This window comes from Enterobacter sp. DVT3837 (genome assembly GCF_056238685.1).
The window spans coordinates 58384-84020 of sequence record NZ_JBWDLA010000002.1; the positions used below are offsets into that span (position 1 = coordinate 58384).

The 25637-nt window shown below is 54.5% G+C and carries 24 protein-coding genes; 13 read left to right on the forward strand and 11 right to left on the reverse strand.

Features of this window, described 5'->3' with window-relative positions; genetic code table 11:
- Window positions 1–4: 4 nt before the first annotated feature.
- Window positions 5–1015, forward strand: coding sequence for a galactose/methyl galactoside ABC transporter permease MglC (mglC, locus tag AC0XWG_RS15190; RefSeq protein WP_008500921.1), 1011 nt, complete (start codon window positions 5–7; stop codon window positions 1013–1015).
- A gap of 49 nt (window positions 1016–1064) precedes the next feature.
- On the opposite strand, the gene AC0XWG_RS15195 is transcribed toward mglC, so the two are convergent.
- The 5 genes from AC0XWG_RS15195 to AC0XWG_RS15215 all read right to left on the reverse strand — a co-directional run bounded on the left by AC0XWG_RS15195 (window position 1065) and on the right by AC0XWG_RS15215 (window position 5523).
- On the reverse strand, window positions 1065–2453 hold the full coding sequence (locus AC0XWG_RS15195; RefSeq protein ID WP_128347504.1) for a glutamine synthetase family protein: 1389 nt from the start codon (window positions 2451–2453) through the stop codon (window positions 1065–1067).
- A 121-nt stretch (window positions 2454–2574) separates the two neighbouring features.
- Window positions 2575–3294: an outer membrane permeability protein SanA gene (gene sanA, locus AC0XWG_RS15200; RefSeq protein ID WP_014884561.1), complete on the reverse strand. Its 720-nt coding sequence runs from the start codon at window positions 3292–3294 to the stop codon at window positions 2575–2577.
- A gap of 127 nt (window positions 3295–3421) precedes the next feature.
- Window positions 3422–4306 (reverse strand): cytidine deaminase, encoded by an 885-nt coding sequence (gene cdd, locus AC0XWG_RS15205; RefSeq protein ID WP_108090794.1) that lies wholly within the window; start codon window positions 4304–4306, stop codon window positions 3422–3424.
- 129 nt (window positions 4307–4435) lie between these two features.
- Window positions 4436–5131 (reverse strand): CidB/LrgB family autolysis modulator, encoded by a 696-nt coding sequence (locus AC0XWG_RS15210; protein WP_128347441.1) that lies wholly within the window; start codon window positions 5129–5131, stop codon window positions 4436–4438.
- A complete protein-coding gene (locus AC0XWG_RS15215) occupies window positions 5128–5523 on the reverse strand; it encodes a CidA/LrgA family protein (protein ID WP_049008205.1) in 396 nt (131 codons plus the stop codon). The genes AC0XWG_RS15210 and AC0XWG_RS15215 overlap by 4 nt, the downstream gene beginning before the upstream one ends.
- Before the next feature lie 167 nt (window positions 5524–5690).
- Between AC0XWG_RS15215 and dusC the strand changes: the two genes are divergently transcribed.
- Window positions 5691–6623 (forward strand): tRNA dihydrouridine(16) synthase DusC, encoded by a 933-nt coding sequence (gene dusC / locus AC0XWG_RS15220; RefSeq protein ID WP_128347442.1) that lies wholly within the window; start codon window positions 5691–5693, stop codon window positions 6621–6623.
- A gap of 145 nt (window positions 6624–6768) precedes the next feature.
- Complete coding sequence (gene mdtQ / locus AC0XWG_RS15225) at window positions 6769–8187, forward strand: multidrug resistance outer membrane protein MdtQ (protein ID WP_128347443.1); 1419 nt, start codon at window positions 6769–6771, stop codon at window positions 8185–8187.
- A gap of 8 nt (window positions 8188–8195) precedes the next feature.
- Here the strand turns inward: mdtQ and AC0XWG_RS15230 are convergent, their stop codons facing one another.
- Window positions 8196–8768 (reverse strand): DedA family protein, encoded by a 573-nt coding sequence (locus AC0XWG_RS15230; RefSeq protein ID WP_108090792.1) that lies wholly within the window; start codon window positions 8766–8768, stop codon window positions 8196–8198.
- A 157-nt stretch (window positions 8769–8925) separates the two neighbouring features.
- Here AC0XWG_RS15230 and AC0XWG_RS15235 point away from each other — a divergent pair, with 157 nt between their 5' ends.
- Together AC0XWG_RS15235 and pbpG are read left to right on the forward strand one after the other, a co-directional pair.
- Entirely contained in the window at window positions 8926–9513 is a 588-nt protein-coding gene (locus tag AC0XWG_RS15235) for a Yip1 family protein (RefSeq protein ID WP_008500904.1), read from the forward strand.
- Between the two features lie 166 nt (window positions 9514–9679).
- A complete protein-coding gene (gene pbpG, locus AC0XWG_RS15240) occupies window positions 9680–10606 on the forward strand; it encodes a D-alanyl-D-alanine endopeptidase (protein WP_128347445.1) in 927 nt (308 codons plus the stop codon).
- Between the two features lie 41 nt (window positions 10607–10647).
- On the opposite strand, the gene AC0XWG_RS15245 is transcribed toward pbpG, so the two are convergent.
- Both AC0XWG_RS15245 and dld read right to left on the reverse strand, forming a co-directional pair.
- Entirely contained in the window at window positions 10648–11202 is a 555-nt protein-coding gene (locus AC0XWG_RS15245; RefSeq protein ID WP_028016320.1) for a GNAT family N-acetyltransferase, read from the reverse strand.
- A gap of 136 nt (window positions 11203–11338) precedes the next feature.
- On the reverse strand, window positions 11339–13063 hold the full coding sequence (gene dld / locus AC0XWG_RS15250) for a D-lactate dehydrogenase (RefSeq protein WP_475680789.1): 1725 nt from the start codon (window positions 13061–13063) through the stop codon (window positions 11339–11341).
- A 189-nt stretch (window positions 13064–13252) separates the two neighbouring features.
- Between dld and bglX the strand changes: the two genes are divergently transcribed.
- The 5 genes from bglX to AC0XWG_RS15275 all read left to right on the forward strand — a co-directional run bounded on the left by bglX (window position 13253) and on the right by AC0XWG_RS15275 (window position 19449).
- Window positions 13253–15550 carry a beta-glucosidase BglX gene (bglX, locus tag AC0XWG_RS15255; RefSeq protein ID WP_028016322.1) on the forward strand — a complete coding sequence of 766 codons (2298 nt, stop codon included), beginning with the start codon at window positions 13253–13255 and terminating at the stop codon, window positions 15548–15550.
- A 147-nt stretch (window positions 15551–15697) separates the two neighbouring features.
- Window positions 15698–16615 carry a glycine betaine ABC transporter substrate-binding protein OsmF gene (gene osmF / locus AC0XWG_RS15260; RefSeq protein ID WP_028016323.1) on the forward strand — a complete coding sequence of 306 codons (918 nt, stop codon included), beginning with the start codon at window positions 15698–15700 and terminating at the stop codon, window positions 16613–16615.
- Window positions 16616–16627: 12 nt separating this feature from the next.
- Window positions 16628–17785, forward strand: coding sequence for an ABC transporter permease (locus tag AC0XWG_RS15265; protein WP_475680790.1), 1158 nt, complete (start codon window positions 16628–16630; stop codon window positions 17783–17785).
- The gene (locus AC0XWG_RS15270) at window positions 17778–18728 is read left to right on the forward strand and encodes an ABC transporter ATP-binding protein (protein ID WP_028016325.1); all 951 of its coding nucleotides are present in this window, start codon (window positions 17778–17780) and stop codon (window positions 18726–18728) included. The genes AC0XWG_RS15265 and AC0XWG_RS15270 overlap by 8 nt, the downstream gene beginning before the upstream one ends.
- Window positions 18712–19449, forward strand: a complete 738-nt coding sequence (locus AC0XWG_RS15275; protein ID WP_028016326.1) for an ABC transporter permease — start codon at window positions 18712–18714, stop codon at window positions 19447–19449. Before AC0XWG_RS15270 ends, AC0XWG_RS15275 begins: the two co-directional genes overlap by 17 nt.
- On the opposite strand, the gene AC0XWG_RS15280 is transcribed toward AC0XWG_RS15275, so the two are convergent.
- Together AC0XWG_RS15280 and mlrA are read right to left on the reverse strand one after the other, a co-directional pair.
- The gene (locus AC0XWG_RS15280) at window positions 19424–19537 is read right to left on the reverse strand and encodes a protein YohO (protein ID WP_008500895.1); all 114 of its coding nucleotides are present in this window, start codon (window positions 19535–19537) and stop codon (window positions 19424–19426) included. The genes AC0XWG_RS15275 and AC0XWG_RS15280 overlap by 26 nt on opposite strands.
- Before the next feature lie 69 nt (window positions 19538–19606).
- The gene (gene mlrA / locus AC0XWG_RS15285) at window positions 19607–20347 is read right to left on the reverse strand and encodes an HTH-type transcriptional regulator MlrA (protein ID WP_108090788.1); all 741 of its coding nucleotides are present in this window, start codon (window positions 20345–20347) and stop codon (window positions 19607–19609) included.
- Between the two features lie 217 nt (window positions 20348–20564).
- Here mlrA and AC0XWG_RS15290 point away from each other — a divergent pair, with 217 nt between their 5' ends.
- Genes AC0XWG_RS15290 through AC0XWG_RS15300 form a run of 3 tightly spaced genes read left to right on the forward strand, consistent with a single transcriptional unit; the run spans window position 20565 to window position 23480 of the window.
- Complete coding sequence (locus tag AC0XWG_RS15290; protein ID WP_208594236.1) at window positions 20565–22250, forward strand: sensor histidine kinase; 1686 nt, start codon at window positions 20565–20567, stop codon at window positions 22248–22250.
- Entirely contained in the window at window positions 22244–22963 is a 720-nt protein-coding gene (btsR, locus tag AC0XWG_RS15295; RefSeq protein WP_024908144.1) for a two-component system response regulator BtsR, read from the forward strand. Before AC0XWG_RS15290 ends, btsR begins: the two co-directional genes overlap by 7 nt.
- Before the next feature lie 46 nt (window positions 22964–23009).
- Window positions 23010–23480, forward strand: a complete 471-nt coding sequence (locus tag AC0XWG_RS15300; protein ID WP_028016328.1) for a YehS family protein — start codon at window positions 23010–23012, stop codon at window positions 23478–23480.
- A 31-nt stretch (window positions 23481–23511) separates the two neighbouring features.
- Here AC0XWG_RS15300 and metG read toward each other — a convergent pair whose 3' ends face one another.
- A complete protein-coding gene (gene metG, locus AC0XWG_RS15305; RefSeq protein WP_475680791.1) occupies window positions 23512–25545 on the reverse strand; it encodes a methionine--tRNA ligase in 2034 nt (677 codons plus the stop codon).
- Between the last annotated feature and the right edge of the window lie 92 nt (window positions 25546–25637).

The following is a 25637-nucleotide window of genomic DNA, read 5'->3' on the forward strand; positions in this document are numbered from 1 at the left end:
CCTCATGAGTGCGTTAAATAAAAAAAGTTTTCTCACTTACCTGAAAGAAGGCGGTATTTACGTTGTTCTTTTAGTCCTGCTGGCTATCATCATTTTCCAGGACCCTACGTTCTTAAGTCTGCTGAACCTGAGTAACATTCTGACCCAGTCCTCCGTGCGTATTATCATTGCGCTGGGCGTGGCGGGGCTGATTGTGACCCAGGGTACTGACCTTTCCGCAGGGCGTCAGGTTGGCCTTGCTGCGGTTATTGCGGCCACCCTGTTGCAGTCGATGGAAAACGCCAACAAGGTGTTCCCGGAAATGGCAACCATGCCGATTTTCGTGGTGATCCTGATTGTCTGTGCTATTGGCGCAGTGATTGGTCTGATTAACGGCATCATTATCGCTTACCTGAACGTGACGCCATTCATCACCACGTTAGGTACGATGATCATCGTTTACGGTATCAACTCCCTGTACTACGACTTCGTCGGTGCGTCTCCAATTTCTGGTTTCGACAGCGGCTTCTCGACCTTTACGCAAGGGTTTATCGCGCTGGGCAGCTTCCGCCTGTCGTATATCACCTTCTATGCGCTGATTGCGGTGGCCTTCGTCTGGATCCTGTGGAACAAAACCCGTTTCGGTAAGAACATCTTCGCTATCGGTGGTAACCCGGAAGCGGCGAAAGTCTCCGGCGTAAACGTTGCTCTGAACCTGCTCATCATCTATGCCCTGTCTGGTGTGTTCTACGCCTTCGGCGGGATGCTGGAAGCGGGCCGTATCGGCTCTGCAACCAACAACCTCGGCTTCATGTATGAGCTGGATGCGATCGCAGCCTGTGTGGTGGGTGGCGTCTCCTTCAGCGGCGGCGTGGGTACTGTGCTCGGCGTGGTGACCGGTGTGATTATCTTCACCGTGATCAACTACGGTCTGACCTACATCGGTGTGAACCCGTACTGGCAGTACATCATCAAAGGCGCCATCATTATCTTCGCGGTTGCGCTGGATTCCCTGAAGTACGCACGTAAAAAATAATGGCTTTTTGCGTCACCCGGCCCGCTCGTTGAGCGGGCTTTTTTATTCCTCACGCCAGATTCGACTCTTCTTTGGTCACGATGCTCTCAAACCAGTCGAGTTCAGCAAGCTTGCAGGCGATCCACTGTTCGGAAAAAGCCTCGCCCAGGCTGTTGGTGAGATACTGACAGTGGGCAAATGTCTCAATGGCTTCCTGCTGAAACAGCGGCAGAAGCGGGTCATCCTGCTGCGGTTCTGGTAAATCTTCTTCGTCGATGTTTTCCAGCCCGTACAGCATGCCGGTCAGGATGGTGGCTGCCACCAGATATGGATTCGCATCGGCCCCGGCCAGTCGGTACTCAATACGACAGTTGTTCTCATCCGAGCAGGGAATGCGCAGTGCAGCGGAGCGGGTGTTATAACCCCAGGAGTTAAATAAGGGTTCTGTCAGGTTTTTACGCAGGCGGCGAAACGCGTTGACGCCCGGAGCAATCACGGCGATGGAGGCAGGCATCAGTGCAAGCTGGCCCGCGATGCATAAACGCATCATGCTATTAAGCTCATTCCCTGGTGAGGCAAAGACGTTTTTGCCGTGGCTATCGTTCAGACTGAAGTGGAAATGCAGGCCGCTGCCGGACTGCTGACTGAACGGTTTTGCCATAAAACTGGCCTGCAGGCCATGCTGTTCAGCCACGTGTCGGGTCAGACGTCGTAGTGCCAGCACGTTATCACATACTTCAACGACACGATGGCTATGCTTCAGGTTTAACTCGAACTGGCCGGGTTCAGCTTCTGCCACGATCCCGGTCAGAGGGATGCGTTGAAGTTGAGCTAGCTGTTCCAGCTCGTCAAACAGCGCTGCGTGTGCTGTCGAGGTATCCATATGAAAGCAGCCCTGATTCTGTGGATCCAATGTTTCACGGCCCGTCAGGTAGAACTCAATTTCAGGGGCAATCACCGGGAATAGCCCGTGCTGGTGAAAACGGGCCAGGACATTTTGCAGTATCACCCGTGGTTCAAACGGGCAGGGCTGGCCGTTGCTGTCTTTCATCGTCAGCAGGATCTGCGCGTTGTGCTGTGGATCTTGCGCAGAAGGGCACAGGGAACCGGCGACGGGGACGCACAGCCGGTCTGGTTCATCATGAAGCGGGGCGGAAATTTTGCCTTTCTGGCCCATGGAATACACGGAGAGAGGAAAGTAGCAGCCTTTTTCCAGCGTCAGCATGCTCTCCACTGAGAGACGCTTGCCGCGCATAATGCCATTGATATCGTTCAGGTAAACATCAATATGTTTTGTCAGCGGATAACGCTCCAGATAATCCGTGACCTCCATCGGGATGCTGTGCTGCATCGCCTCAATTTTTTCATCCAGCCAGAGGCCTGAATTGAGCGCCGTCGGGAGAAATAAGCCCGGGAAGTTAAAATACGGACGGAGACTTTTCAGGAAAAACGCATTCATGATTGAGTTCATAGTCATTCTTCAATGAAGCCGTAGCGGCAGTGAACTCAGCTTAAAGGGGGCGGCATAAAGGGGAGATAAAAAGCGTCAGGCCCGGCGTAAAGAAAGTATAAAGGTGATGTTATTTTTTCTCTTTTTTCTGCATATCAAGCAGTTGTTCAGGCGTGACGGCCGGGTAACCCTGCGCATCTTCCGGCACTTCATGCATCGCCGGGATCGGCACCAGCGGGCCTAAAAAGCGCGGTTCACGTTTGAAAATGTACAGGTCTGCCAGCGCGCCAAAACGGGCACCAAACTCGCGTACGCGCACGCTCAGCATATCTTTTGGTGACGGTACCGCGTAGCACTGCGCCTGTATGCCCATATGCAGGGCGATAAACAGCGCGCGCTCGCAGTGGAAGCGCTGGGTGATGATGATGAAGTCGTTTGTGTCGAAGACTTTACGCGTGCGCACGATGGAGTCCAGGGTGCGGAACCCGGCGTAATCGAGAACGATATCCGCAGGGTCGACACCCGCGGCAATCAAATCCTTACGCATCGTCACCGGTTCGTTATAGCTTTGCAGGGCGTTATCACCGCTTAACAGCAGGTAATTCACTTTGCCACTGTTGTAGGCGTTCAGTGCGCCCTGAATTCGGTAACGGTAGTACTGATTGATCACACCGGTGCGGTAATACTTGGCCGTACCGAGTACCACACCCACCTGACGGTAGGGCAGGTCCTGCAGGTCATCAAAGATATAGGGGGCGGTTTTCCAGCTCATCCAGCGATCGAGACCCAGCACGATCAACAGCAGTATGCCGACCAGGACAGACAGGCTGTAAAAAACGCGCTTTAACATGCAGATGGCTCGTTCCGAAGATGAAATTTAACTCAGGCTACTTTACCCGCCTGGATAGCGCAAGAAACAGCGACTCAACTGAGGGGTTTTTCAGCAACGTGGCGGGCATTTCTGCCCGCCGGAAGGATTACGCGAGCAGTACGCGGTCGATTGTTGTGCAGTCCAGCGCTTTTAACGTGGCAGCGGTGGCATCCCACTGAATCAGTGGCGCATCGGCAATTTCTGCCAGAATGGCGCGCTGAATATCCGGATAGTCATAGCCGTTCAGGCTCAGCAGGTTGAGTGCGCCCTGCAGCGGTGGCAGCGTTGGGTTAAACGCGGCGTTTTCGGCATAGCTGCCGCTAAAGATACGACCATCCCGACACTGCAGTGCGACACCGCTAGGGGATTTGCTGTATGGCGTGTGACTTTTGTTGGCAGCGCGAATGGCAGCCTGGGCCAGGTCATCACCGGACAGGGCAAAACCGTGGTCCTGTTCGTCCATCAGCAGGGTTTTGATCTCAAGATCTTTCGGGCCAAAGGCATCAGGCAGGTAATCCCCCAGCGTATGCGGTGCGCGGCCAGGCAGGTTAATGCGCAGTTGCAGCCCGCTGTTCAGCTCATTCATAAACTGACGGCAGTGACCACACGGCGTGTAGTTAACGGTGATGGCGCTCAGCGCTTTTTCACCGCGCAGCCAGGCATGGCTGATGGCGCTCTGCTCAGCGTGAACAGTTTGTTGCATGGTGGCGCCCAGAAACTCCATATTTCCGCCGAAATACCATGTCCCGCTGATGCCGCGTGCAATGGCCCCGACGTTGAAGTGGGAGAGGTCAGCACGTGCACAGGCGGCAGCCAGCGGCAGCAGAGCAAAAGCCAGCGCGTCTTCGTCCAGCCCCGTTGCCTGTTTCAGCATCGTGACCTGCTCCGCCGTCAGCAGGGCGGGGAAATGCTCATCCGCCAGAATCGGGGTCAGAGCGGTTTGCAAATTCTCGGCAAGCTGGGCGAAAGCAGCTTGAAAACGTGGATGCATTGCGTTTGCCTCATAAAGGTTAATGGATCGGTAGTTTACGGAGCCGATGGGGCTTTATATGTGATCCAGTTCTCAATATGTATGCAACTTATGAAATCAAAATGAAATTTGCGCGACGCATCGCAAATTTTAGCCCATTACCGCCAGAATCAGCGGGAAAATGAACGGGGCCAGCAGGGAGGTGATGATCCCGCAAATGACCAGTGCCAGTGAGCTAAACGCCCCTTCCTGATAATCCAGTTCTGCACAGCGTGCTGTCCCCAGTGCGTGCGATGCTGTCCCCATTGCCAGGCCCCGCGCAGCTTTGGTATGAATGCGCATGCCATTGAGCAGAGTATGTCCAAACACAGCACCCAAAATACCAACGAAAATCACACACATGGCGCTGATGGCTGGAATCCCTCCAAGGCTACCGCCAACCGCCATCGCAATTGGCGTGGTGACGGATTTTGGCAGGATAGAGGCTGCAATTTGTGGAGACGCTCCCATCAGCAGCGCTACCGACGTCCCGGTGATCATTGCCACCAGACTGCCCACAAAGCAGATCGTAATGATGGACTTCCAGCGAGCGCGGATCTGGTGAAGTTGCTCATATAAAGGAAAGGCGAGCGCCACAACGGCGGGCTGTAGCAAATCATTCAAAATTTTGCTGCCGGCAAAATAGCGTTCGTAAGGAATGCCGGTGAGAAGCAGGAATGGAATGATCACCACCATGGCCACCAGCAGTGGATTCAACAGCGGCATTTTGAAACGTGCGGCAAGTTTGCGTGCGGCGAAGAACACCACCAGCGTTAACGGTAGCGACCACCAGATATTGGCTATCATTTTTTTGTTTTCTCCCCGACAACTTTACGTTCGCCATGCACCAGATGAGAGCTCCAGCTCACGACCAGGAAAACCACCAGCGTACTGACCGCACAGGAGACAACGATCGGGCCGAACTGGGCTTTAAGCAAATCAAAATACTGCATGACCCCGACGCCGATAGGCACGAAAAGCAGCGCCATATAGCGAATAAGGACGAAGCAGCCAGGGTTGACCCACTTAGCGGGTAGAATTTGCAACGCCAGTAATACAAACAGGATTAGCATACCGATAATGCTACCGGGGATCGTGATGGGCAGCAGCGACGCGATGAAAATCCCGGCATACAGGCAGGCATAAATCAGGACGAATGCACGCAGATATTGCCAGATAATGTTCAATGATTTGCTCATGGAGAAAGTCCTTGCTGAAACGCATTCATCATACAATTAAACCTGAAAATGTGCCATGGATCACATCATGAATTTTGAGCATACCAGACATTCCAGAATGGAACGTCGGGCTTTCCACATACATACAGAGCAGATACTATAGCGCGTCTTTTTTCACAGGTACTGATATGCGTGTTTTACTGGCCCCAATGGAAGGCGTGCTCGACTCTCTCGTGCGCGAGCTTCTGACCGAGGTGAACGACTACGATCTCTGCGTGACGGAGTTTCTGCGCGTGGTCGATATGTTGTTGCCAGTAAAATCCTTCTACCGACTTTGCCCCGAGCTGCACAACCAGAGCCGTACCTCCTCCGGCACGCTGGTACGTATTCAGCTGCTCGGCCAGTACCCCGAATGGCTGGCGGAAAACGCCGCCCGCGCGGTTGAGCTGGGCTCTTACGGGGTGGATCTCAACTGCGGCTGTCCGTCGAAGCTGGTGAACGGCAGCGGCGGTGGGGCGACACTGCTGAAAGATCCAGAACTCATTTACCGCGGTGCGAAGGCGATGCGTGAAGCTGTTCCTGCGCATTTGCCGGTGACGGTAAAGGTGCGTCTGGGCTGGGACAGCGACTCCAGGCAGTTTGAAATTGCCGATGCTGTACAGCAGGCCGGTGCCACGGAGCTGGTGGTGCATGGTCGCACCAAAGAAGATGGCTACAAAGCCGAGCGTATTAACTGGCAGGCGATCGGTGAGATCCGTAAAAGGCTGACTATTCCTGTTATCGCCAACGGTGAAATCTGGGATTACGAGAGCGCGCAGGCATGTCTGAAAGAGACAGGCTGCAATGCGGTGATGATCGGCCGCGGCGCGCTTAACGTACCTAACCTCAGCCGGGTGGTAAAATATAACGAACCGCGAATGCCGTGGGCAGACGTCGTCACGCTGCTGCAAAAATACAGTCGTCTGGAAAAACAGGGTGACACCGGGCTATATCATGTCGCGCGCATTAAACAGTGGCTGAGTTATTTGCGCAAAGAATATAGCGAGGCGTTGGGGCTGTTTCAGGAGATCCGCACACTACAAACGTCTGGTGATATTGCGCGGGTTATTCAATCAAAATAATAAATATGAATATATAATTAATTCATTTAGTGAATATTTTTCCAATTATGTAAATGTTTAACAATGTCCCCATTGCCACGCATTCCTAAAAAAATAAACAGCATTAAGCGTAATTTTCGCCTTTATTTTTTGAGTGTGTGGCGTAATGAAACGTTCTCTTATTTTATCTCTGAGTCTCCCCCTTGCTTTTATTCTGGTGGCCTGCGCGCCGGAACATACCACGGTATCTCCCCTGAATACGCAATCAGTAACAGCGTCGGTTAACACAACACTCCATCCTTCAGCATGGCCGAAAAATGAGTGGTGGAAAGACTATAACGATCCTGAGCTTAATTCGCTGATTGCCAAAGCGCTGAATGACGCCCCGGATATGCAAATTGCCCGCCAGCGCATTACGCTTGCCGAGGCTCAGGCAAAAGCCGCTATGGCTGCCGACGGTCCGCAAATTGATTTTTCAGCTGATGCAGAACGCCAGAAAATGTCTGCTGAAGGGCTTATGGGACCCTTTGCGATTACCGACCCGGCGGCAGGTACTACCGGGCCGTGGTACACCAACGGCACCTTTGGGCTGACCGCGGGCTGGGATCTCGATCTGTGGGGGAAAAATCGCGCGCAGGTTGAAGCCCGTATAGGCCGATTGAATGCGCAAAAAGCGGAGCTGGAGCAAACCCGACAACTGCTGGCCAGCAGCGTGGCCCGTCTCTACTGGGAGTGGCAAACTCAGGCCGCAGTGCAGGATGTCCTCGTCCAGATCAAACATGAACAGGACAATATTATTGGCGCAGACCTCGAATTGTATCAGCACGGGATCACCTCTTCTGTGGAAGGGGTCGAAACGGATATCAATGCCAGCAAAACCGAAGAGAACCTGGCAGAAGTTAACGGGAAGATGAAAGCCGTTGAGGCGCGTCTGGTTGCGCTAACGAATTCCTCCTCCGTGACGCTTTCGCGGCATGCGCTGCCGACGGTCGATGCCTCTCTACCGTCAACGCTGGGGTATGAACTGCTGGCGCGTCGACCGGATCTTCAGGAGGCACACTGGTATATCGAAGCCTCCATGAGCGAGGTGGAGGCGGCCAGAGCGGCTTTTTATCCTGATGTGAATCTGATGGCATTCTTACAGCAGGATGCGCTCCACCTGAGCGACCTGTTCCGTTCTTCAGCGCAGCAGATGGGGGTGACAGCGGGGCTGACACTGCCGATTTTCGACAGCGGCAGACTAAATGCGAACCTTGATATCGCCCAGGCGCAAAATAATCTCTCGGTCGCCAGTTACAACAAAGCGGTGGTGGAGGCGGTTAATCAGGTGGCACGTACAGCCAGTGAAGTCGAAACCCTGATGGCGAAAAATCGCCAACAGCTGCAGGTCGAAAATGATGCGGCGCGCGTTGTGGCCCTGGCGCAGGCACGTTTTAGTGCGGGTATTATCGCGGGTTCACGGGTCAGTGAAGCCAGAATACCGGCACTCAAAGAACAGCTCGCCGGGTTGATGCTGAAAGGTCAGTATATCGACGCCACGCTGCAGCTGACGTCGGCACTGGGTGGCGGTTATCATCATAGCTGAAAGGGTCATCAATCCTCATCGCGAGTTTTCTCGCGATGCTTCAGCCACAGCCGTACTGCAATCACCGCCACAACCACCAGAATTAACCACGCCCAGTGCTTCAGGTGCTGGTCAAGGTTATGCAGCCATGGACCAATCACTTCGCCACCGACGTAACCGAGCGTCGTAAAGATAAGCGCCCAGGCAATCGCGCCAAGAATATTGAGCGGCAGGAAAATTTTCGGAGGCAGATGGCTGGCACCTATCAGTATCGGGCCGATAATTCGAAAGCCGTACATAAAGCGCGTGCCAATGACGAACAGATAGGGATGACGTTGAATGAGCCGCTGAGCGCGTCGAATTTTCTTCTGATGCTTTTTGAAACGCTTAAGTAGCCCTGGCCCAAAGCGCAGCCCCAGAAAGTAGAGCAGCTGGTCGCCAATCATCCCCCCCAGGGCGACGGCGGCGACGACCAGCGGGAATTTCAGTAACCCCTGATGCGCGGCGACGCCGCCGAGCAATGTGATGGTTTCGCCTTCTGCCACGCTGCCAGCAACCAGCGCGGCGTATCCATATTGTTCAATAAGATTGTTGATATCCATTACGTAAACGTCATCTCCCTCGGTATACCTCCGTTAATCATATACCCCATGAATCAACAGCGGGGAAATCAACGGAAATTTCCTGCTGTACATAAAATAATCTAAAGCCTGCATTATACTTAAAGTATCGCTGACGGACCGACAACAAGGGGGCTCTATGAACCATGTCTGGGGACTTTTCTCCCATCCCGATCGTGAAATGCACGTCATCAAAAGTGAGAATGAAACCGTCTCGCATCATTACACGCACCATGTGTTGCTGATGGCCGCGGTGCCGGTAATATGCGCCTTTATCGGAACAACTCAAATCGGCTGGAACTTCGGGGATGGCACCGTAGTTCAGCTTTCATGGTTTACCGGGCTTTATCTGGCCATCATCTTTTATGGCCTGATGCTGGCGGGTGTTGCCGTCATGGGGCGTGTCATTCACTGGATGGCGCGTAACTACCCGCAACGTCCATCGCTGGCGCACTGTATGGTCTTCGCCGGATATGTCGCGACCCCGCTGTTCTTAAGCGGTATTGTTGCGCTCTATCCACTGGTCTGGTTGTGCGCGCTGATCGGTACCATTGCCCTCTTTTACACCGGTTATTTGCTGTATCTGGGGGTTCCAACCTTCCTGAATATTAATAAAGAAGAGGGCCTGAGCTTCTCCAGTTCAACACTCGCTATCGGTGTGCTGGTGCTGGAGGCGTTACTGGCGCTGACGGTAATTCTTTGGGGTTATGGATACCGTCTCTTCTAAGTTCACTGCATTGCTGGCGTAAATGCCAGCAATGCAGCATCTGCTCACGATTATCCGCTGGCGACAAAGCGCGGTGACGGCTATGATGCCGAAGCCAGCCTGTGTTTACCGTCGACACAGGCGGTGTACGTCATTACGTGCGTGAATAATTATCAGAAGTCTCACCATGCTGAAATTCCGAGTCTCTTTACTTAGCCTGGCACTGTTGCTGGGGGCGTCCGCTGCCGTGCCAGCCATCGCCAAAACGCCCGCGGTGACTGCTGCTGCTGCTGCCCAGCCGCAAATTGCCTCCGGCAGCGCAATGATTGTTGATCTCAACACCAATAAGGTCATTTACGCCAGCCATCCGGACCTGGTGCGCCCGATTGCCTCCATTACCAAATTAATGACCGCGATGGTGGTGCTTGATGCACATCTGCCGCTGGACGAAAAACTGAAAGTGGATATTAGCCACACGCCGGAGATGAAAGGGATTTATTCCCGCGTGCGACTGAACAGCGAAATCAGCCGTAAAAATATGCTGCTGCTGGCGCTGATGTCATCTGAAAACCGCGCTGCGGCGAGCCTCGCCCACCATTATCCGGGCGGCTACGACGCATTTATTCGTGCGATGAATGCGAAAGCCAAATCGCTGGGGATGAACAATACGCATTATGTTGAACCGACAGGTCTGTCGATTAACAACGTCTCCACCGCCCGCGATCTGACAAAACTGCTGATCGCCAGCAAACAGTACCCGCTGATTGGTCAGCTCAGTACCACCCGTGAAGAGACGGCGACGTTTGCGAACCCAGCCTATACGCTGCCGTTCCGTAATACTAACCATCTGGTTTACCGGGATAACTGGAATATCCAGTTAACGAAAACCGGTTTTACCAATGCGGCGGGACACTGTCTGGTCATGCGTACTGTTTTTAACGGCAAACCGGTAGCGCTGGTGGTGATGGATGCCTTCGGCAAATACACCCACTTCGCGGATGCAAGCCGACTGCGTACCTGGATTGAAACGGGGAAAGTGCAACCTGTTCCGGCTGCGGCATTGACCTATAAAAAGCAGAAAGCTGAACAGATGGCGACCGCGCAAAACGACTGAGCCGCCTGTCAGCGCCGGGTGGCGGCTTCGCCTTACCCGGCTTACTCCGGCAGCGTCCAGTCTCCATCGTTGAGTGGACGCTGCATAATCACCGTATCCCGCCAGTCGCCTTTCTTATACCCCACGCTGCGCAACTGACCGACAATCTCAAAGCCGTGTTTTTTGTGCAGCCGTAACGAGCCGGGATTATTACTGCCATCCCCCACAACGGCAATCATCTGGCGCCATGGGCCTTGTTCGCAGCGCGCAATCAGCGCACTCATTAATGCGGAGCCAAAACCGCGTCCGGTGGTGCTGGCATCCACGTATATTGACTCTTCCAGAGTATAACGATAGGCGTGTCGCGGGCGGTAAGGTGTGGCATAGCAATAGCCCACAACGATGCCGCGATACAGTGCGATAAGCCACGGTAAACCGTTCTCTGCCACACCTTTCATACGTTGACGCATTTCGTCAATAGTGGGGGGAACTTCTTCAAATGACGCACGCCCGTGAAGTACATGCCAGGCATAGATGGCCGCGATGGCATGCACATCATCGGGAAGGGCATCACGCACTTCCAGTTCGGTTTCGGATAAAACATCAACAGCCGACATGATGTGCCTGCTCCTCGTTATAGAATGCCGGAGAAACGTTTCTCCGGCGTCAGACAGTTACTCTATTACGATTAAGGAGCGCTTAACAATCTCTCAAATTTGGCTGTAGGAATTAATCAGAAGCTTGCGTAATCTGCTATTCCGTGTCAGCACTCTCTTTCCAGTATTTCTTCCGCGTTGTTTTACCGATACCGGGATTCATGCTGTTTGTAGGGTCATTCTCGCGATAAAACTGCTTAAGTGCGTCAGGGGCTTTATAAAGATGACCGACGTTGTGTTCCGCAGGATATTGTGCGCCACGTTCACGTAACAGGGCGAGCATCTGCTCCTTCAGTTCGTGTGCATCAACCCCTTTTTTAACGATGTAATCCTGATGGAAGACGTAGCACATAAAGTGGCCATAATAGAGCTTGTGTACCAGCTTGCTGTCAATCTCTGGCGGCAGATGTTCAAACCACTCGGTATCGTTGCGTCGCAGGGCGATATCCAGCGCCAGAATATCTTCCACCTCTTCTGAATGCACCGCCTGATAACGGATGGCGGCACCCGCAGCGGCAAAACGGTGCAGGAAGGCTTTGCTGCCTTCTTCAGGGGTACAGGCAAAGAAATCCCCGTCGGCGGTTTTGAAGAATTCGCTCAGCCAGGTCTGCGCTTCCGTAATCCCATCTCCGGCCATTTTCAGCAGTAAATGGTGTTCATATTTGTCGCGCCAGGTTTTCATCCGCTCCGGTAAATGTGCCGGGAAGACGTTGCCTAACTTCTGCATAAAGCGGTCAGTGAAGTGAGGTTTAAACAGCGACACTTTCTCCAGCATCGCGTCGGTGCGACCCTTCATAGTGAAGAAGAACGGCATTTTGTCGGTGCCGAGCTTGTCGATCATCAGGAAGGTGTCTTTGCCGTAGCGCTCGGCAATGTCGTAAATATCCCGATGCATATATTCGCCCGCCACGGGCAGGTGCGTGAATTCGCCCAGAATATGGCGGCGGATCTCGGTCAGCACCTCAGGCTGATTGGTACCGATGTAAAATACCTGCTGTTTTTTCTCTGCCGGGAACGTATCAAGGCGTACCGCAAAAACCGCCAGCTTGCCCGCGCAGCCAGAAGATTCAAACAGGCGATCCGGATCGGCGTTGTAACGGGCTGGCGTATCGGCTTCGATATCCCGCACGCGGGTAACATAATCGTGATCGTGCGCATGGCGGCCATCGTGCTGAACGTCTTCATCTTTAACGCGATCGTCGTCAAGTTTGCTGAGGATTTGTTCCGGCGTAACGCCCAGATCAATCCCCAGATGGTTAACCAGCGTCAGTTTGCCGTTTTCGTCAATACGGGCAAAAAGCGACATTTCGGTATAAGCGGGGCCACGCTGCACCAGCGAACCGCCGGAGTTGTTGCAGATCCCACCTACCACCGAGGCGCCAATGCAGGAGGAACCGATTACCGAGTGCGGCTCACGACCCAGCGGCTTAAGTGCCTTTTCCAGAGAGTAGAGCGTTGTACCAGGGAAGGCGAGCACCTGCTCACCTTTATCCAGAAGGTGTAATTTGTCGAGGCGCAGGGTGCTGATGATGACAATGTCACGATCGTAATCGTTGCCGTTCGGCGTTGAGCCTTCGGTCAGGCCGGTGTTTGCTGCCTGCATTAATATAATCTTGTCTGCGGCGACGCAGGCGCTCAGCACGCGCCATAGCTCCAGCAGCGTGCCGGGGAAAACCACCGCCAGCGCCTCGCCCTGACCGGAGCGAAACCCCTTACGGTAGCGGGCGGTTTTGGCCGGGTCGGTAAGCAGGTGAGAGGAGCCAACCAGGCGCGACAGTTCGTTGATAAACGTCGTGTTATTGTGAGTTTGAACAGAAGACATCTTCCACTCCTTGTGGTGGGGCAAATTTCTCGCAATAAAGCATAGCGCGATTAACTGTTAAGCGGTCGAGTATTCACGAGAAAAATCAGAGAATAACCCTGCAACGTTCAGAGGGTTTGTGGCACACTGCGCCTTTCGCACGGTTTGGCCGAGATCTTCCGGCGGTTATTGATGAGAGAGTATAACAACATGAAATGGCTATGTTCTGTAGGTGTTGCCGTCAGCCTGGCGCTGCAACCCGCGCTGGCAGAGGATTTGTTTGGCAATCATCCGCTTACGCCTGAAGCCCGGGACGCGTTTGTGACGGAATTGCTCAAGAAAATGACGGTCGATGAGAAAATCGGCCAGTTGCGTCTTATCAGCGTTGGCCCGGATAACCCGAAAGAGGCCATCCGTGAAATGATTAAGGATAGTCAGGTCGGGGCGATTTTTAACACCGTTACCCGCCAGGATATCCGTAAAATGCAGGATCAGGTGATGGAACTCAGTCGCCTGAAAATACCGCTGTTCTTCGCCTATGACGTGCTGCATGGTCAGCGCACCGTCTTCCCCATCAGCCTTGGTTTAGCCTCCTCCTTTAACCTCGACGCGGTGAAAACCGTGGGGCGAGTTTCCGCGTATGAAGCGGCAGATGATGGCCTGAACATGACCTGGGCACCGATGGTCGACGTCTCCCGCGATCCGCGCTGGGGCCGTGCGTCCGAAGGCTTTGGTGAAGATACTTATTTAACCGCCACGATGGGCAAAACCATGGTGGAAGCGATGCAGGGCAAAAGCCCGGCAGACCGTTACTCTGTCATGACCAGCGTTAAGCACTTCGCCGCTTACGGTGCAGTGGAGGGTGGCAAAGAGTACAACACCGTTGACATGAGCCCGCAGCGCCTGTTCAACGACTATATGCCGCCGTACAAGGCAGGTCTGGACGCGGGCAGCGGCGCGGTGATGGTGGCGCTCAACTCGCTGAACGGCACGCCTGCGACGTCTGATTCCTGGCTGCTGAAAGACGTATTGCGCGACCAGTGGGGCTTTAAGGGCATCACCGTTTCTGACCACGGCGCCATTAAAGAACTGATCAAACACGGTACCGCATCCGATCCGGAAGATGCCGTGCGCGTGGCGCTCAAGTCCGGCATTAACATGAGCATGAGCGACGAGTACTACAGCAAATACCTGCCGGGGCTGGTGAAGAGCGGCAAGGTAACGATGGCGGAGCTGGACGATGCCACGCGTCACGTGCTGAACGTGAAATACGACATGGGGCTGTTTAACGATCCGTACAGTCACCTGGGGCCAAAAGACTCTGACCCGGTAGATACCAACGCCGAAAGCCGTCTGCATCGTAAAGAAGCGCGTGAAGTCGCCCGCGAAAGCCTGGTACTACTGAAGAACCGCCTCGACACGCTGCCGCTGAAAAAATCTGGCACCATTGCCGTGGTCGGTCCGCTGGCCGACAGCAAGCGCGACGTGATGGGGAGTTGGTCCGCGGCGGGCGTCGCTGACCAGTCCGTGACCGTGCTGACGGGTATTAAGAACGCTGTCGGTGAAAACGCCAGTGTGGTCTATGCCAAAGGGGCTAACGTCACTAACGATAAAGACATCGTGACGTTCCTCAACCAGTATGAGGAAGCGGTGAAGGTTGACCCGCGCACGCCGAAAGAGATGATCGACGAAGCGGTTAAAACGGCAAAACAGTCTGATGTCGTTGTGGCGGTTGTGGGAGAAGCGCAGGGGATGGCGCATGAAGCTTCCAGCCGTACCGATATCACCATTCCCCAAAGCCAGCGCGATTTGATCGCTGCCCTGAAAGCGACGGGCAAGCCGCTGGTGCTGGTGCTGATGAACGGTCGTCCGCTGGCGCTGGTGAAAGAAGACCAGCAGGCTGACGCGATTCTGGAAACCTGGTTCGCCGGTACCGAAGGCGGTAACGCGATTGCCGACGTACTGTTTGGCGATTACAACCCGTCAGGCAAATTGCCAATGTCCTTCCCGCGCTCCGTTGGTCAGATCCCGGTCTACTACAGCCACCTGAACACCGGTCGTCCGTACAACGCCGACAAACCGAACAAGTACACGTCTCGTTACTTCGACGAAGCTAATGGCCCGCTGTACCCGTTTGGTTATGGCCTGAGCTACACCACCTTCAAGGTCTCTGACGTGAAAATGTCGGCCCCGAGCCTGAAGCGTGACGGTAAAGTGACAGCCAGCGTTGAGGTGACTAACACCGGTAAGCGCGAAGGGGCTACGGTGATCCAGATGTACGTTCAGGATGTGACTGCCTCCATGAGTCGTCCGGTGAAGCAGCTGCGTGGCTTTGAAAAGGTCAACCTGAAACCGGGTGAAACCAAAACCATCAGCTTCCCAATTGACGTGGACGCGCTGAAGTTCTGGAATCAGCAGATGAAATACGATGCTGAGCCTGGCAAATTCAACGTGTTTATCGGTGTGGATTCTGCCCGGGTGAATAAAGGCGAGTTCGAACTGCTGTAACCTTTCCTTCCTTTGCATCCCCCGTTCGCGGGGGATGCGTCTTATCTTATGCTAAAAAGGCATTTTGACGGTTAATCACGCCGTTTTAAGCTACGCTTTTCTCTCAAGCCTCTGAAAAAGGCAGCAAAAAAATATGAGGATAGCGGAATGACGATTGCAAAGGGGATGTTGGGATCTGCGGTGTTGCTGGCGGCAATAAGTCTGCCCTTACAGGCGGCGGAGCCGGTAAAAGTGGGCTCAAAGATAGATACCGAAGGCGCGCTGCTCGGTAATATCATTTTGCAGGTGCTCGAAAGCCACGGCGTCAAAACCGTCAATAAAGTCCAGCTGGGTACTACGCCCGTCGTGCGCGGCGCGATTACTTCCGGCGAGCTGGATATCTACCCGGAATACACCGGCAACGGCGCATTCTTCTTCAAAGATGAAAACGATCCGGCCTGGAAAAACGCCAAAGCCGGATATGACAAAGTCAAAAAGCTCGATGCTGAACAGAACAAGCTGGTCTGGCTGACCCCGGCTCCGGCCAACAACACCTGGACTATCGCCGTGCGTAAAGACGTGGCGGAGAAAGGGAAGCTGACTACCCTGGCCGATCTTAGCCGCTACCTGAAAGAGAAGGGCGATTTTAAGCTTGCCGCGTCGGCAGAGTTTATCGAGCGTCCTGATGCGCTGCCTGCGTTCGAAAAAGCCTATGACTTCAAGCTTGACCAGGCGCAACTGCTCTCTCTGGCAGGCGGCGATACGGCGGTGACCATCAAAGCCGCAGCACAGCAAACTTCGGGTGTTAACGCGGCAATGGCCTACGGTACCGACGGCCCGGTCGCGGCACTTGGCCTGCAAACCCTGACCGATCCAAAAGGTGTGCAGCCGATTTATGCCCCGACGCCGGTGGTACGTGAGGCAGTGCTGAAAGCCTACCCGGAGATTGCCGACTGGCTCAAACCTGTTTTCGAAAAACTGGATGAAAAAACGCTGCAACAGCTGAATGCCAGCATTGCCGTCGAGGGGCTGGATGCCAAAAAAGTGGCCGCCGACTTCCTGAAACAACAAGGGCTTGTGAAGTAACGGGAAAAGGCTGTGCCAATAAAATGTCATAACCGCGTCCTGCTGCTGTTGGCCTGTGTGACCATCGCAGCGGTCGCGTTACCGTTTGTGAATGTCGCCCCTAATCGCCTGATGTCGGGGGAGGGGCGTTCTCTCTGGGAAGTCTGGTCGTTTACACCGTGGTTGCTTGCGGTGGCACCGGGGGCGTGGGTTGCGCTATCGCTCTGGCAAGGTCGTACAGCACAATGGTTGACGTTGCTGCTCTCTGAAGGGCTTTTTATCACCCTTTTCTGGGGAGCCGGGCTTGCGGCAACGCATATGGCTTCGGCGGAAAGCCCGCTGGCAAGAACAACGGTGGGGAGCGGCCTGTGGCTGTGGCTGGCGTTGTGCCTGCTCGCCTGCAGCGATGCTATACGTCGCCTCATCTCTGCGTCCGTCTGGCGTTGGGTGCTTAATGCACAGATATGGGTTATTCCATTGCTCCTGCTGTTTAGTGGCGAACTGAATAATCTCTCGCTGTTAAAGGAGTACGCCAACCGTCAGGAGGTGTTTGATGATGCCCTGACGCAACATCTGACCATTCTCTTCGGGACGCTCTTCCCGGCTCTCCTGCTCGGGATCCCGTTGGGCATGTGGTGCTATCGTCACCCTTCACGTCAGGGGGGCGTTTTTGCCGTGCTGAACGTTATCCAGACTATCCCTTCCGTTGCGCTGTTTGGTCTGCTGATTGCCCCTCTGGCCGGGCTGGTGAAGTCATTTCCTGTGTTGGGAACAATAGGTATCGCCGGTACGGGATTAACCCCCGCTCTGATCGCGCTGGTGTTGTATGCACTGTTGCCGCTGGTACGCGGCGTGGTCGCGGGCTTAAGTCAGGTCGCCCCTGATGTGCTGGAAAGCGCCCATGCGATGGGGATGAGCACGCGACAATGTTTCTGGCAGATACAGCTTCCGCTGGCACTGCCTCTCCTGCTGCGTAGCCTGCGGGTAGTGGCGGTGCAAACCGTTGGCATGGCGGTCATTGCGGCGCTGATTGGTGCGGGTGGTTTTGGCGCGCTGGTATTCCAGGGGCTGCTGAGTAGTGCCCTGGATCTGGTGTTATTAGGCGTGGTTCCTACGATTGCGCTGGCGGTTGTTGTCGACGCGCTGTTTGCCTTATGGCTCGCGCTGCTCAGGAGAAAAGCCAATGATTGAATTTCATGATGTCAGTAAAACTTTTGCGGGACGCCCGGCGGCAAGCCATCTGAACCTGAACTTTGCCGAGGGGGCGTTTTCCGTGCTGATAGGTACCTCGGGCTCGGGAAAATCCACCACCCTGAAGATGATCAATCGTCTGGTTGAGCATGATAGCGGTTTGATCCGCTTTGCCGGAGAGGAGATCCGCAGCCTGCCGGTGCTGGAGTTGCGCCGCCGGATGGGATATGCCATTCAGTCGATAGGCCTGTTTCCGCACTGGACGGTGGCGCAGAACATTGCCACCGTGCTGCAGCTGGAGAAGTGGTCGCGGGCAAAAATAGCTGACAGAGTTGATGAACTGATGTCTCTACTGGGGCTAGAGTCCACACTGCGTGACCGCTATCCGCACCAGCTTTCCGGGGGACAGCAGCAGCGGGTGGGGGTAGCGCGCGCCCTGGCGGCCAACCCACAGGTATTGTTGATGGATGAACCCTTTGGTGCGCTTGACCCGGTCACGCGCGGGGCGCTACAAACGGAAATGACCCGTATTCACCGCATTCTCGGACGTACGATCGTTCTCGTGACGCACGATATTGATGAAGCCCTGCGCCTGGCCGACCATCTGGTGCTGATGGATCACGGCGAAGTGGTTCAGCAGGGGACCCCGCTCGAACTGTTAAGCCATCCGAAAAGTGATTTTGTGCGTGAGTTTTTTGGCCGCAGTGAATTGGGGGTCAGGCTGCTCTCCCTGCGGACGGTCAGCGACTATATGCGTCGGGAAGATGCGCCAGTGAGCGGTGAGCCGTTGCAGAAGCAGATGAGCCTGCGGGATGCGCTCTCCGCGTTTGTTGCGGGTCAGTGTGAGGTGCTACCTGTTGCGGACGCCCACGGTGCGCCTTGTGGTGCCTTGCATTTTCGCGATCTGCTGGCCGGGGAGGTGATACGTGAAAACACTGCGTGATCCACTTCTCTGGCTGGTAGCCATCTTTGTCGCCTTACTGTTTCTGATGCCACACAGCGCGGCGCTGTTTAGCACCCTTTTTCCCGGGCTGCCACGACCGGTTTATCAGCAGGAGAGCTTTATTAATCTTGCCCTGGCACATCTCTGGCTGGTGGTCCTCTCAAGCGCTATTGCTGTTGTGCTGGGAGTGGGGGCGGGTATTGCGGTGACACGGCCAGCAGGCCGGGAATTTCGTCCGCTGGTTGAGACGATAGCGGCCATTGGTCAGACGTTTCCGCCGGTGGCGGTGCTGGCGATAGCGGTTCCGGTCATGGGCTTTGGTCAGCAACCGGCAATTATTGCGCTGATTTTATATGGCGTATTGCCCATTCTGCAGGGCACGCTGGCGGGTATCGCGGCAGTACCTGCATCTGTATTGAGTGTGGCTGAAGGGATGGGAATGAGTCGCGGGCAGCAGCTACGTAAGGTTGAATTGCCATTAGCGGCGCCCGTTATTATTGCCGGGATCCGCACGTCGGTCATTATCAACATCGGAACGGCAACAATTGCGTCGACGGTAGGAGCCAATACGCTGGGAACGCCGATTATAATCGGCTTAAGCGGGTTTAATACGGCCTATATTGTGCAGGGGGCGGTGCTGGTCGCGCTGGCGGCGATCGTCGTCGATCGCGTTTTTGAGCGGCTGACGCTGCACCTCAGCCGACACCGCCGCGAACAATAAACGAGTATCCTGCCAGCATCACGCCGCCGATACCGCTTACGGCCATCAGGACAAAAAGGGTAATAATGGCCAGTTTGGTTGCCTTCATCATCTGCTCCTGTTGTTAACGGAACAATTATACGGTGAAGCGCAGCTGTTAATGAACCATTAAATGCCGTTACTGTTCATCCGGGCCAAGTGAGTAAACCGGGTAACCATGTTCACGCCATTCCGTCAGCAGCTGTTGCTGCGAGGCGGATGGCACTTCGCCACACCAGACCAGCAGAGTCTGACCATCGAAAAATTCGGGCCGCAGCTGTGCCAGCGAATGCGCAAGGACATCCACGCGCCAGCCCTTTTGCGTTGCAATCCAGGCTTCCAGCCACAGGCGGGTGGTATCGTGCACGTTCCATCCGACCACCAGCGCATCTTTCCCGGCCTTGCTCTTCGCGGAGGCAAGACAGACGGCAATGTAGTTGATAAGCACACCATCGAGCATACTGAGCAGCGCCTGCAGGGTGGACTGTTGGCACTGCAGACGACGGCGAAGCGGTATGAAAAGATGCGTGATCAGCGTTTGTGCCGGATAATCGCGCCCTTGCTCTTTTATCCATGCGCGCAGGCGCTGCAGGTTGCCTGCCTGCAGAAGTCTTAGCAGGGTTTCCTGTTGTTCGCGCCAGAGGTGCTGTGTGTCAGGATCGTCCTGGCAAAGCAGAGACTTTACTTTGCCAACCTGCACACCGTTGTCGATCCAGCTTTTAATCTCACGGATCCGGTCGATATCGGCATCGTTGAAAAGGCGATGTCCGCCATCTGTTCTTTGCGGCTTGAGTAATCCATACCGCCGTTGCCACGCCCGTAGGGTAACGGGATTGATATCACAAAGGAGTGCTACTTCACCTATTGTGTAAAGCGCCATATTCGCCCCCTGGCTCACGCTTTCCCAGTTTAAATGTAGACCCACTTTGCCGAACCAGGAAGAATTGATTGATTTTTGAACAAACAATGCGAAGCATGCGCGATATTCAGAAAAAGGTGTGATAACGGACACGATTTTGCGCTTTTTTGGGGTGCTTCAAAGAAAGTAGCCCCTTATCAGTGTATGTTACGCGTTTTTAGCGTGTGCGGTTTTGAGTATGTACGAGTTTAATCTGGTGCTGCTGTTGCTTCAGCAGATGTGCGTGTTCCTTGTCATCGCCTGGCTGATGAGCAAAACGCGCCTGTTTATTCCGCTGATGCAAGTCACCGTCCGCCTGCCGCACAAATTTCTCTGCTACGTCGTATTTTCCATATTCTGCATTATGGGGACCTGGTTTGGTCTTCATATCGAAGACTCTATTGCCAATACGCGCGCTATCGGTGCGGTGATGGGCGGACTGTTGGGCGGTCCCGTCGTCGGTGGTCTTGTCGGTTTAACGGGTGGCCTGCATCGCTATTCCATGGGCGGGATGACGGCACTCAGTTGCATGATTTCCACGATTGTAGAAGGGCTGCTCGGTGGCCTGGTGCATAGCTATCTGATCAAACGTGGCCGTCCGGATAAAGTCTTCAGCCCACTGACCGCAGGTGCGATTACCTTTGTCGCTGAAATGGCGCAGATGGCGATCATTTTGCTGATTGCCCGCCCGTTTGAGGATGCGCTACACCTGGTCAGCAGCATTGCCGCCCCGATGATGGTGACCAACACCGTGGGGGCGGCGCTGTTTATGCGTATTTTGCTCGATAAACGTGCCATGTTTGAGAAGTACACCTCGGCGTTTTCCGCAACTGCGCTGAAGGTTGCCGCTTCGACGGAAGGGATCCTGCGCCAGGGCTTTAACGAAGAAAACAGCATGAAGGTTGCGCTGGTTCTCTATAAAGAGCTGGATATCGGTGCCGTGGCGATAACAGACCGTGAGCGGCTACTGGCTTTTACCGGTACCGGGGACGATCACCATTTGCCTGGGAAACCCATCTCCTCAGCCTATACGTTGCGCGCCATTGAAACTGGTGAAGTGGTTTATGCCGATGGTAACGAAGTGCCTTATCGATGTTCGCTGCATCCGCAGTGCAAACTGGGTTCTACGCTGGTCATTCCGTTGCGCGGAGAAAACCAGAGAGTGATGGGTACCATCAAACTGTATGAAGCGAAAAATCGCCTGTTCAGTTCCATCAACCGCACGCTGGGGGAGGGGATCGCCCAGTTGCTTTCCGCACAGATCCTGGCCGGGCAGTATGAGCGCCAGAAGGCGTTGCTGACCCAGTCAGAGATCAAACTCCTGCATGCTCAGGTGAACCCGCACTTCCTGTTTAATGCTCTCAATACGCTCAAAGCGGTCATTCGGCGCGACAGCGATCAGGCCGCGCAGCTGGTGCAGTTTCTGTCGACCTTTTTCCGTAAGAACCTGAAGCGTCCTTCTGAGATCGTGACCCTGGCCGATGAGATTGAGCACGTTAATGCTTATCTACAGATTGAGCAGGCACGTTTCCAGTCGCGCCTGCAGGTGTCGCTCTCCGTCCCGGATGAGCTGGCCCATCAACATCTTCCTGCTTTTACCCTGCAGCCTATTGTAGAAAATGCCATCAAACACGGTACCTCACAGCTTCTGGGTATCGGGGAGGTCACTATTTCCGCCAGCCGTTTTAATCATCATCTGGTGCTCGATATCGAAGATAACGCCGGGCTTTACCAGCCTTCCGCTACAGGGGGTTTAGGGATGAGTCTGGTAGATAAACGTCTGCGTGCCCATTTTGGCGATGACTGCGGCATCACCGTCGCCTGTGAGCCCGATCGATTTACCCGAATTACCGTACGACTGCCGCTGGAGGAAAACGCATGTTAAGAGTGCTGATTGTGGATGACGAGCCGCTGGCACGGGAAAACCTGCGCGTTCTGCTGCAGGAGCAGCCTGATATTGAGATTGTGGGTGAGTGTGCGAACGCCATTGAGGCTATCGGTGCTGTCCACAAACTGCGCCCGGACGTACTGTTCCTCGACATTCAGATGCCCCGAATCAGCGGGCTGGAGATGGTCGGGATGCTCGATCCGGAGCATCGTCCCTACATCGTGTTTTTAACCGCATTCGACGAATATGCCGTTAAAGCCTTTGAGGAACATGCGTTTGATTATTTACTCAAGCCAATTGAAGAGAAGCGGCTGGAAAAGACCCTGACCCGATTACGCCAGGAGCGTACCGTTCAGGATGTCACGCTGTTGCCCGAGAACCAGCAGCCGCTGAAGTTTATCCCCTGCACTGGACACAGCCGGATTTATCTTTTGCAGATGGATGATGTGGCATTTGTCAGCAGCCGCCTGAGCGGCGTATTTGTCACCAGTGCGGAAGGAAATGAAGGGTTTACCGAGTTGACCTTGCGGACGCTGGAGAGCCGTACGCCGCTCATTCGCTGCCATCGCCAGTATCTGGTCAATATGGCGCACCTGAAAGAGATCCGCCTGGAAGACAACGGTCAGGCAGAGCTGGTGCTGCGCGCCGGGCAAACGGTGCCGGTTAGCCGTCGCTACCTGAAGAGTTTGAAAGAGGCGATTGGCCTGTAAAGCTGGTACACTGCGCGCCATTGCATCATCGACATTCGAAGGCTCTATGCTCAGTAACGATATACTCCGTAGCCTGCGCTACACCCTTAAAGCGAATAATAACGACATGGTGCGCATTCTTGCGCTCTCCGACATGGAGTCCACGTCGGCCGGTTTCGATACCTGGATGACCAAAGAAGACGAAGAGGGCTTTGTCCGCTGCCCGGACATTATTCTGTCTGGCTTCCTGAACGGCCTGATCTATGACAAGCGCGGTAAAGATGAGTCTGCGCCAGAGCTGGCGCTGGAGCGTCGCGTAAACAACAATACGGTGCTGAAAAAGCTGCGTATTGCGTTTTCACTGAAGACTGACGATATCCTGGCGATCATGACCGAGCAGAAATTCCGCGTCTCGATGCCAGAGATCACCGCCATGATGCGTGCCCCGGACCATAAGAACTATCGCGAGTGCGGAGACCAGTTTATGCGCTATTTCTTGCGCGGGCTGACGAATCGCATACACAGCGCGAAGCCATAAAAAAAGCCGGAGATTATCTCCGGCTTTTTTGTTATTTCACCTGCTGACCAGGCTTCGCGCCTTCGTCAGGACTTAACAGGAAGATATCTTTCCCGCCAGGGCCTGCGGCCATCACCATGCCTTCAGAAATACCAAAGCGCATTTTGCGTGGTGCCAGGTTAGCCACCATGACCGTCTGGCGGCCAATCAGCACCTGTGGGTCTGGATACGCAGAACGAATACCCGAGAAGACATTACGTTTCTCGCCGCCCAGATCCAGCGTCAGACGCAGCAGTTTATCGGAGCCATCCACAAACTCCGCGTTTTCAATCAGCGCCACGCGCAGGTCAACTTTCGCGAAATCATCAAAGGTGATGGTGTCCTGAATCGGATCGTCAGCCAGCGGGCCGGTAACCGGCGCAGCAGCGGCTTTCACCTCTTCTTTCGAAGCTTCAACCAGCGCTTCAACCTGCTTCATCTCGATGCGGTTGTACAGCGCTTTAAAGGTGTTCACCTTGTGGCCGAGCAGCGGCTGAGCAATCGCATCCCAGGTCAGTTCAGTGTTCAGGTACGCTTCTGCACGTGTAGCAAGCTGTGGCAGAACCGGCTTCAGGTACGTCATCAGTACGCGGAACAGGTTGATCCCCATGGAGCAGATAGCCTGAAGATCGGCATCACGGCCTTCCTGTTTCGCCACAACCCACGGAGCCTGCTCGTCCACATAGCGGTTAGCCAGGTCTGCCAGCGCCATAATTTCACGCACGGCTTTACCGAACTCACGCGCTTCCCACGCTTCGCCAATAGTGGCTGCAGCATCGGTGAAGGTTTTGTACAGGGCTGGGTCAGCCAGTTCGGCTGCCATCACGCCGTCAAAACGCTTGGCGATAAAGCCCGCGTTACGGGATGCCAGGTTCACCACTTTGTTGACGATGTCGGCGTTCACGCGCTGCACGAAATCTTCCAGGTTCAGGTCGATATCGTCGATGCGGGAAGAGAGCTTCGCGGTGTAGTAGTAGCGCAGGCTGTCCGCATCGAAGTGGTTCAGCCAGGTGCTGGCTTTGATGAACGTCCCGCGGGATTTGGACATCTTCGCGCCGTTTACCGTCACGTAGCCGTGTACGAACAAATTGGTCGGCTTGCGGAAGTTGCTGCCTTCCAGCATTGCTGGCCAGAACAGACTGTGGAAGTAGACGATGTCTTTACCGATGAAGTGATACAGCTCGGCTGTGGAATCTTTCTTCCAGTATTCGTCGAAGCTGACGGTGTCGCCACGCTTGTCGCACAGGTTCTTGAAGGAGCCCATGTAGCCGATTGGCGCGTCCAGCCAGACGTAGAAATATTTACCCGGTGCATTCGGAATTTCGAAACCAAAGTACGGTGCATCGCGGGAGATATCCCACTGCTGCAGACCGGACTCGAACCACTCCTGCATCTTGTTCGCTACCTGCTCCTGCAGCGCGCCGCTGCGGGTCCATGCCTGCAGCATTTCACTGAAGGATGGCAGGTCGAAGAAGAAGTGCTCGGAGTCACGCATCACAGGCGTTGCGCCGGACACCACGGATTTCGGCTCGATAAGCTCGGTCGGGCTGTAGGTCGCGCCGCACACTTCGCAGTTATCGCCGTACTGGTCCGGGGATTTACATTTTGGACAGGTGCCTTTGACGAAACGGTCCGGCAGGAACATGCCTTTTTCCGGATCGTACAGCTGGGAGATGGTGCGGTTTTTGATAAAACCGTTCTCTTTCAGACGCGTGTAGATCAGCTCCGACAGCTCACGGTTTTCGTCGCTGTGCGTGGAGTGATAGTTGTCGTAGCTGATGTCAAAGCCAGCAAAATCAGTCTGATGCTCCTGACTCATTTCGGCAATCATCTGCTCCGGGGAAATCCCCAGTTGCTGAGCTTTCAGCATGATCGGCGTGCCGTGGGCATCGTCCGCACAGATGAAATTAACCTCGTGGCCGCGCATTCGCTGGTAACGGACCCAGACATCAGCCTGGATATGCTCCAGCATGTGGCCGAGGTGGATTGAGCCGTTGGCGTACGGCAGTGCGCACGTTACCAGAATTTTCTTCGCGACTTGAGTCATAGTAGGCATTACTTCTTTTAACTGTGAAAAGGGTTTTTGATATTACCAAAAGGGGCATTATTAAGTAAGCACAAACCACGGCCTTTCAGGTA

Excerpts from the sequence above, each read along its gene's own strand:
- AC0XWG_RS15195 (WP_128347504.1), bottom strand. The coding sequence starts at position 2,453 with ATGAATGCGTTTTTCCTGAAAAGTCTCCGTCCGTATTTTAACTTCCCG.
- AC0XWG_RS15300 (WP_028016328.1), top strand. The coding sequence starts at position 23,010 with ATGCTCAGTAACGATATACTCCGTAGCCTGCGCTACACCCTTAAAGCG.
- AC0XWG_RS15210 (WP_128347441.1), bottom strand. The coding sequence starts at position 5,131 with ATGATAGCCAATATCTGGTGGTCGCTACCGTTAACGCTGGTGGTGTTC.
- mdtQ (WP_128347443.1), top strand. The coding sequence starts at position 6,769 with ATGAAACGTTCTCTTATTTTATCTCTGAGTCTCCCCCTTGCTTTTATT.
- bglX (WP_028016322.1), top strand. The coding sequence starts at position 13,253 with ATGAAATGGCTATGTTCTGTAGGTGTTGCCGTCAGCCTGGCGCTGCAA.
- AC0XWG_RS15280 (WP_008500895.1), bottom strand. The coding sequence starts at position 19,537 with ATGAAGGCAACCAAACTGGCCATTATTACCCTTTTTGTCCTGATGGCC.
- btsR (WP_024908144.1), top strand. The coding sequence starts at position 22,244 with ATGTTAAGAGTGCTGATTGTGGATGACGAGCCGCTGGCACGGGAAAAC.
- AC0XWG_RS15245 (WP_028016320.1), bottom strand. The coding sequence starts at position 11,202 with ATGTCGGCTGTTGATGTTTTATCCGAAACCGAACTGGAAGTGCGTGAT.
- dusC (WP_128347442.1), top strand. The coding sequence starts at position 5,691 with ATGCGTGTTTTACTGGCCCCAATGGAAGGCGTGCTCGACTCTCTCGTG.
- dld (WP_475680789.1), bottom strand. The coding sequence starts at position 13,063 with ATGTCTTCTGTTCAAACTCACAATAACACGACGTTTATCAACGAACTG.
- AC0XWG_RS15235 (WP_008500904.1), top strand. The coding sequence starts at position 8,926 with ATGAACCATGTCTGGGGACTTTTCTCCCATCCCGATCGTGAAATGCAC.
- mlrA (WP_108090788.1), bottom strand. The coding sequence starts at position 20,347 with ATGGCGCTTTACACAATAGGTGAAGTAGCACTCCTTTGTGATATCAAT.
- cdd (WP_108090794.1), bottom strand. The coding sequence starts at position 4,306 with ATGCATCCACGTTTTCAAGCTGCTTTCGCCCAGCTTGCCGAGAATTTG.
- AC0XWG_RS15270 (WP_028016325.1), top strand. The coding sequence starts at position 17,778 with ATGATTGAATTTCATGATGTCAGTAAAACTTTTGCGGGACGCCCGGCG.
- AC0XWG_RS15215 (WP_049008205.1), bottom strand. The coding sequence starts at position 5,523 with ATGAGCAAATCATTGAACATTATCTGGCAATATCTGCGTGCATTCGTC.
- mglC (WP_008500921.1), top strand. The coding sequence starts at position 5 with ATGAGTGCGTTAAATAAAAAAAGTTTTCTCACTTACCTGAAAGAAGGC.
- metG (WP_475680791.1), bottom strand. The coding sequence starts at position 25,545 with ATGACTCAAGTCGCGAAGAAAATTCTGGTAACGTGCGCACTGCCGTAC.
- AC0XWG_RS15230 (WP_108090792.1), bottom strand. The coding sequence starts at position 8,768 with ATGGATATCAACAATCTTATTGAACAATATGGATACGCCGCGCTGGTT.
- osmF (WP_028016323.1), top strand. The coding sequence starts at position 15,698 with ATGACGATTGCAAAGGGGATGTTGGGATCTGCGGTGTTGCTGGCGGCA.
- AC0XWG_RS15290 (WP_208594236.1), top strand. The coding sequence starts at position 20,565 with ATGTACGAGTTTAATCTGGTGCTGCTGTTGCTTCAGCAGATGTGCGTG.
- sanA (WP_014884561.1), bottom strand. The coding sequence starts at position 3,294 with ATGTTAAAGCGCGTTTTTTACAGCCTGTCTGTCCTGGTCGGCATACTG.
- pbpG (WP_128347445.1), top strand. The coding sequence starts at position 9,680 with ATGCTGAAATTCCGAGTCTCTTTACTTAGCCTGGCACTGTTGCTGGGG.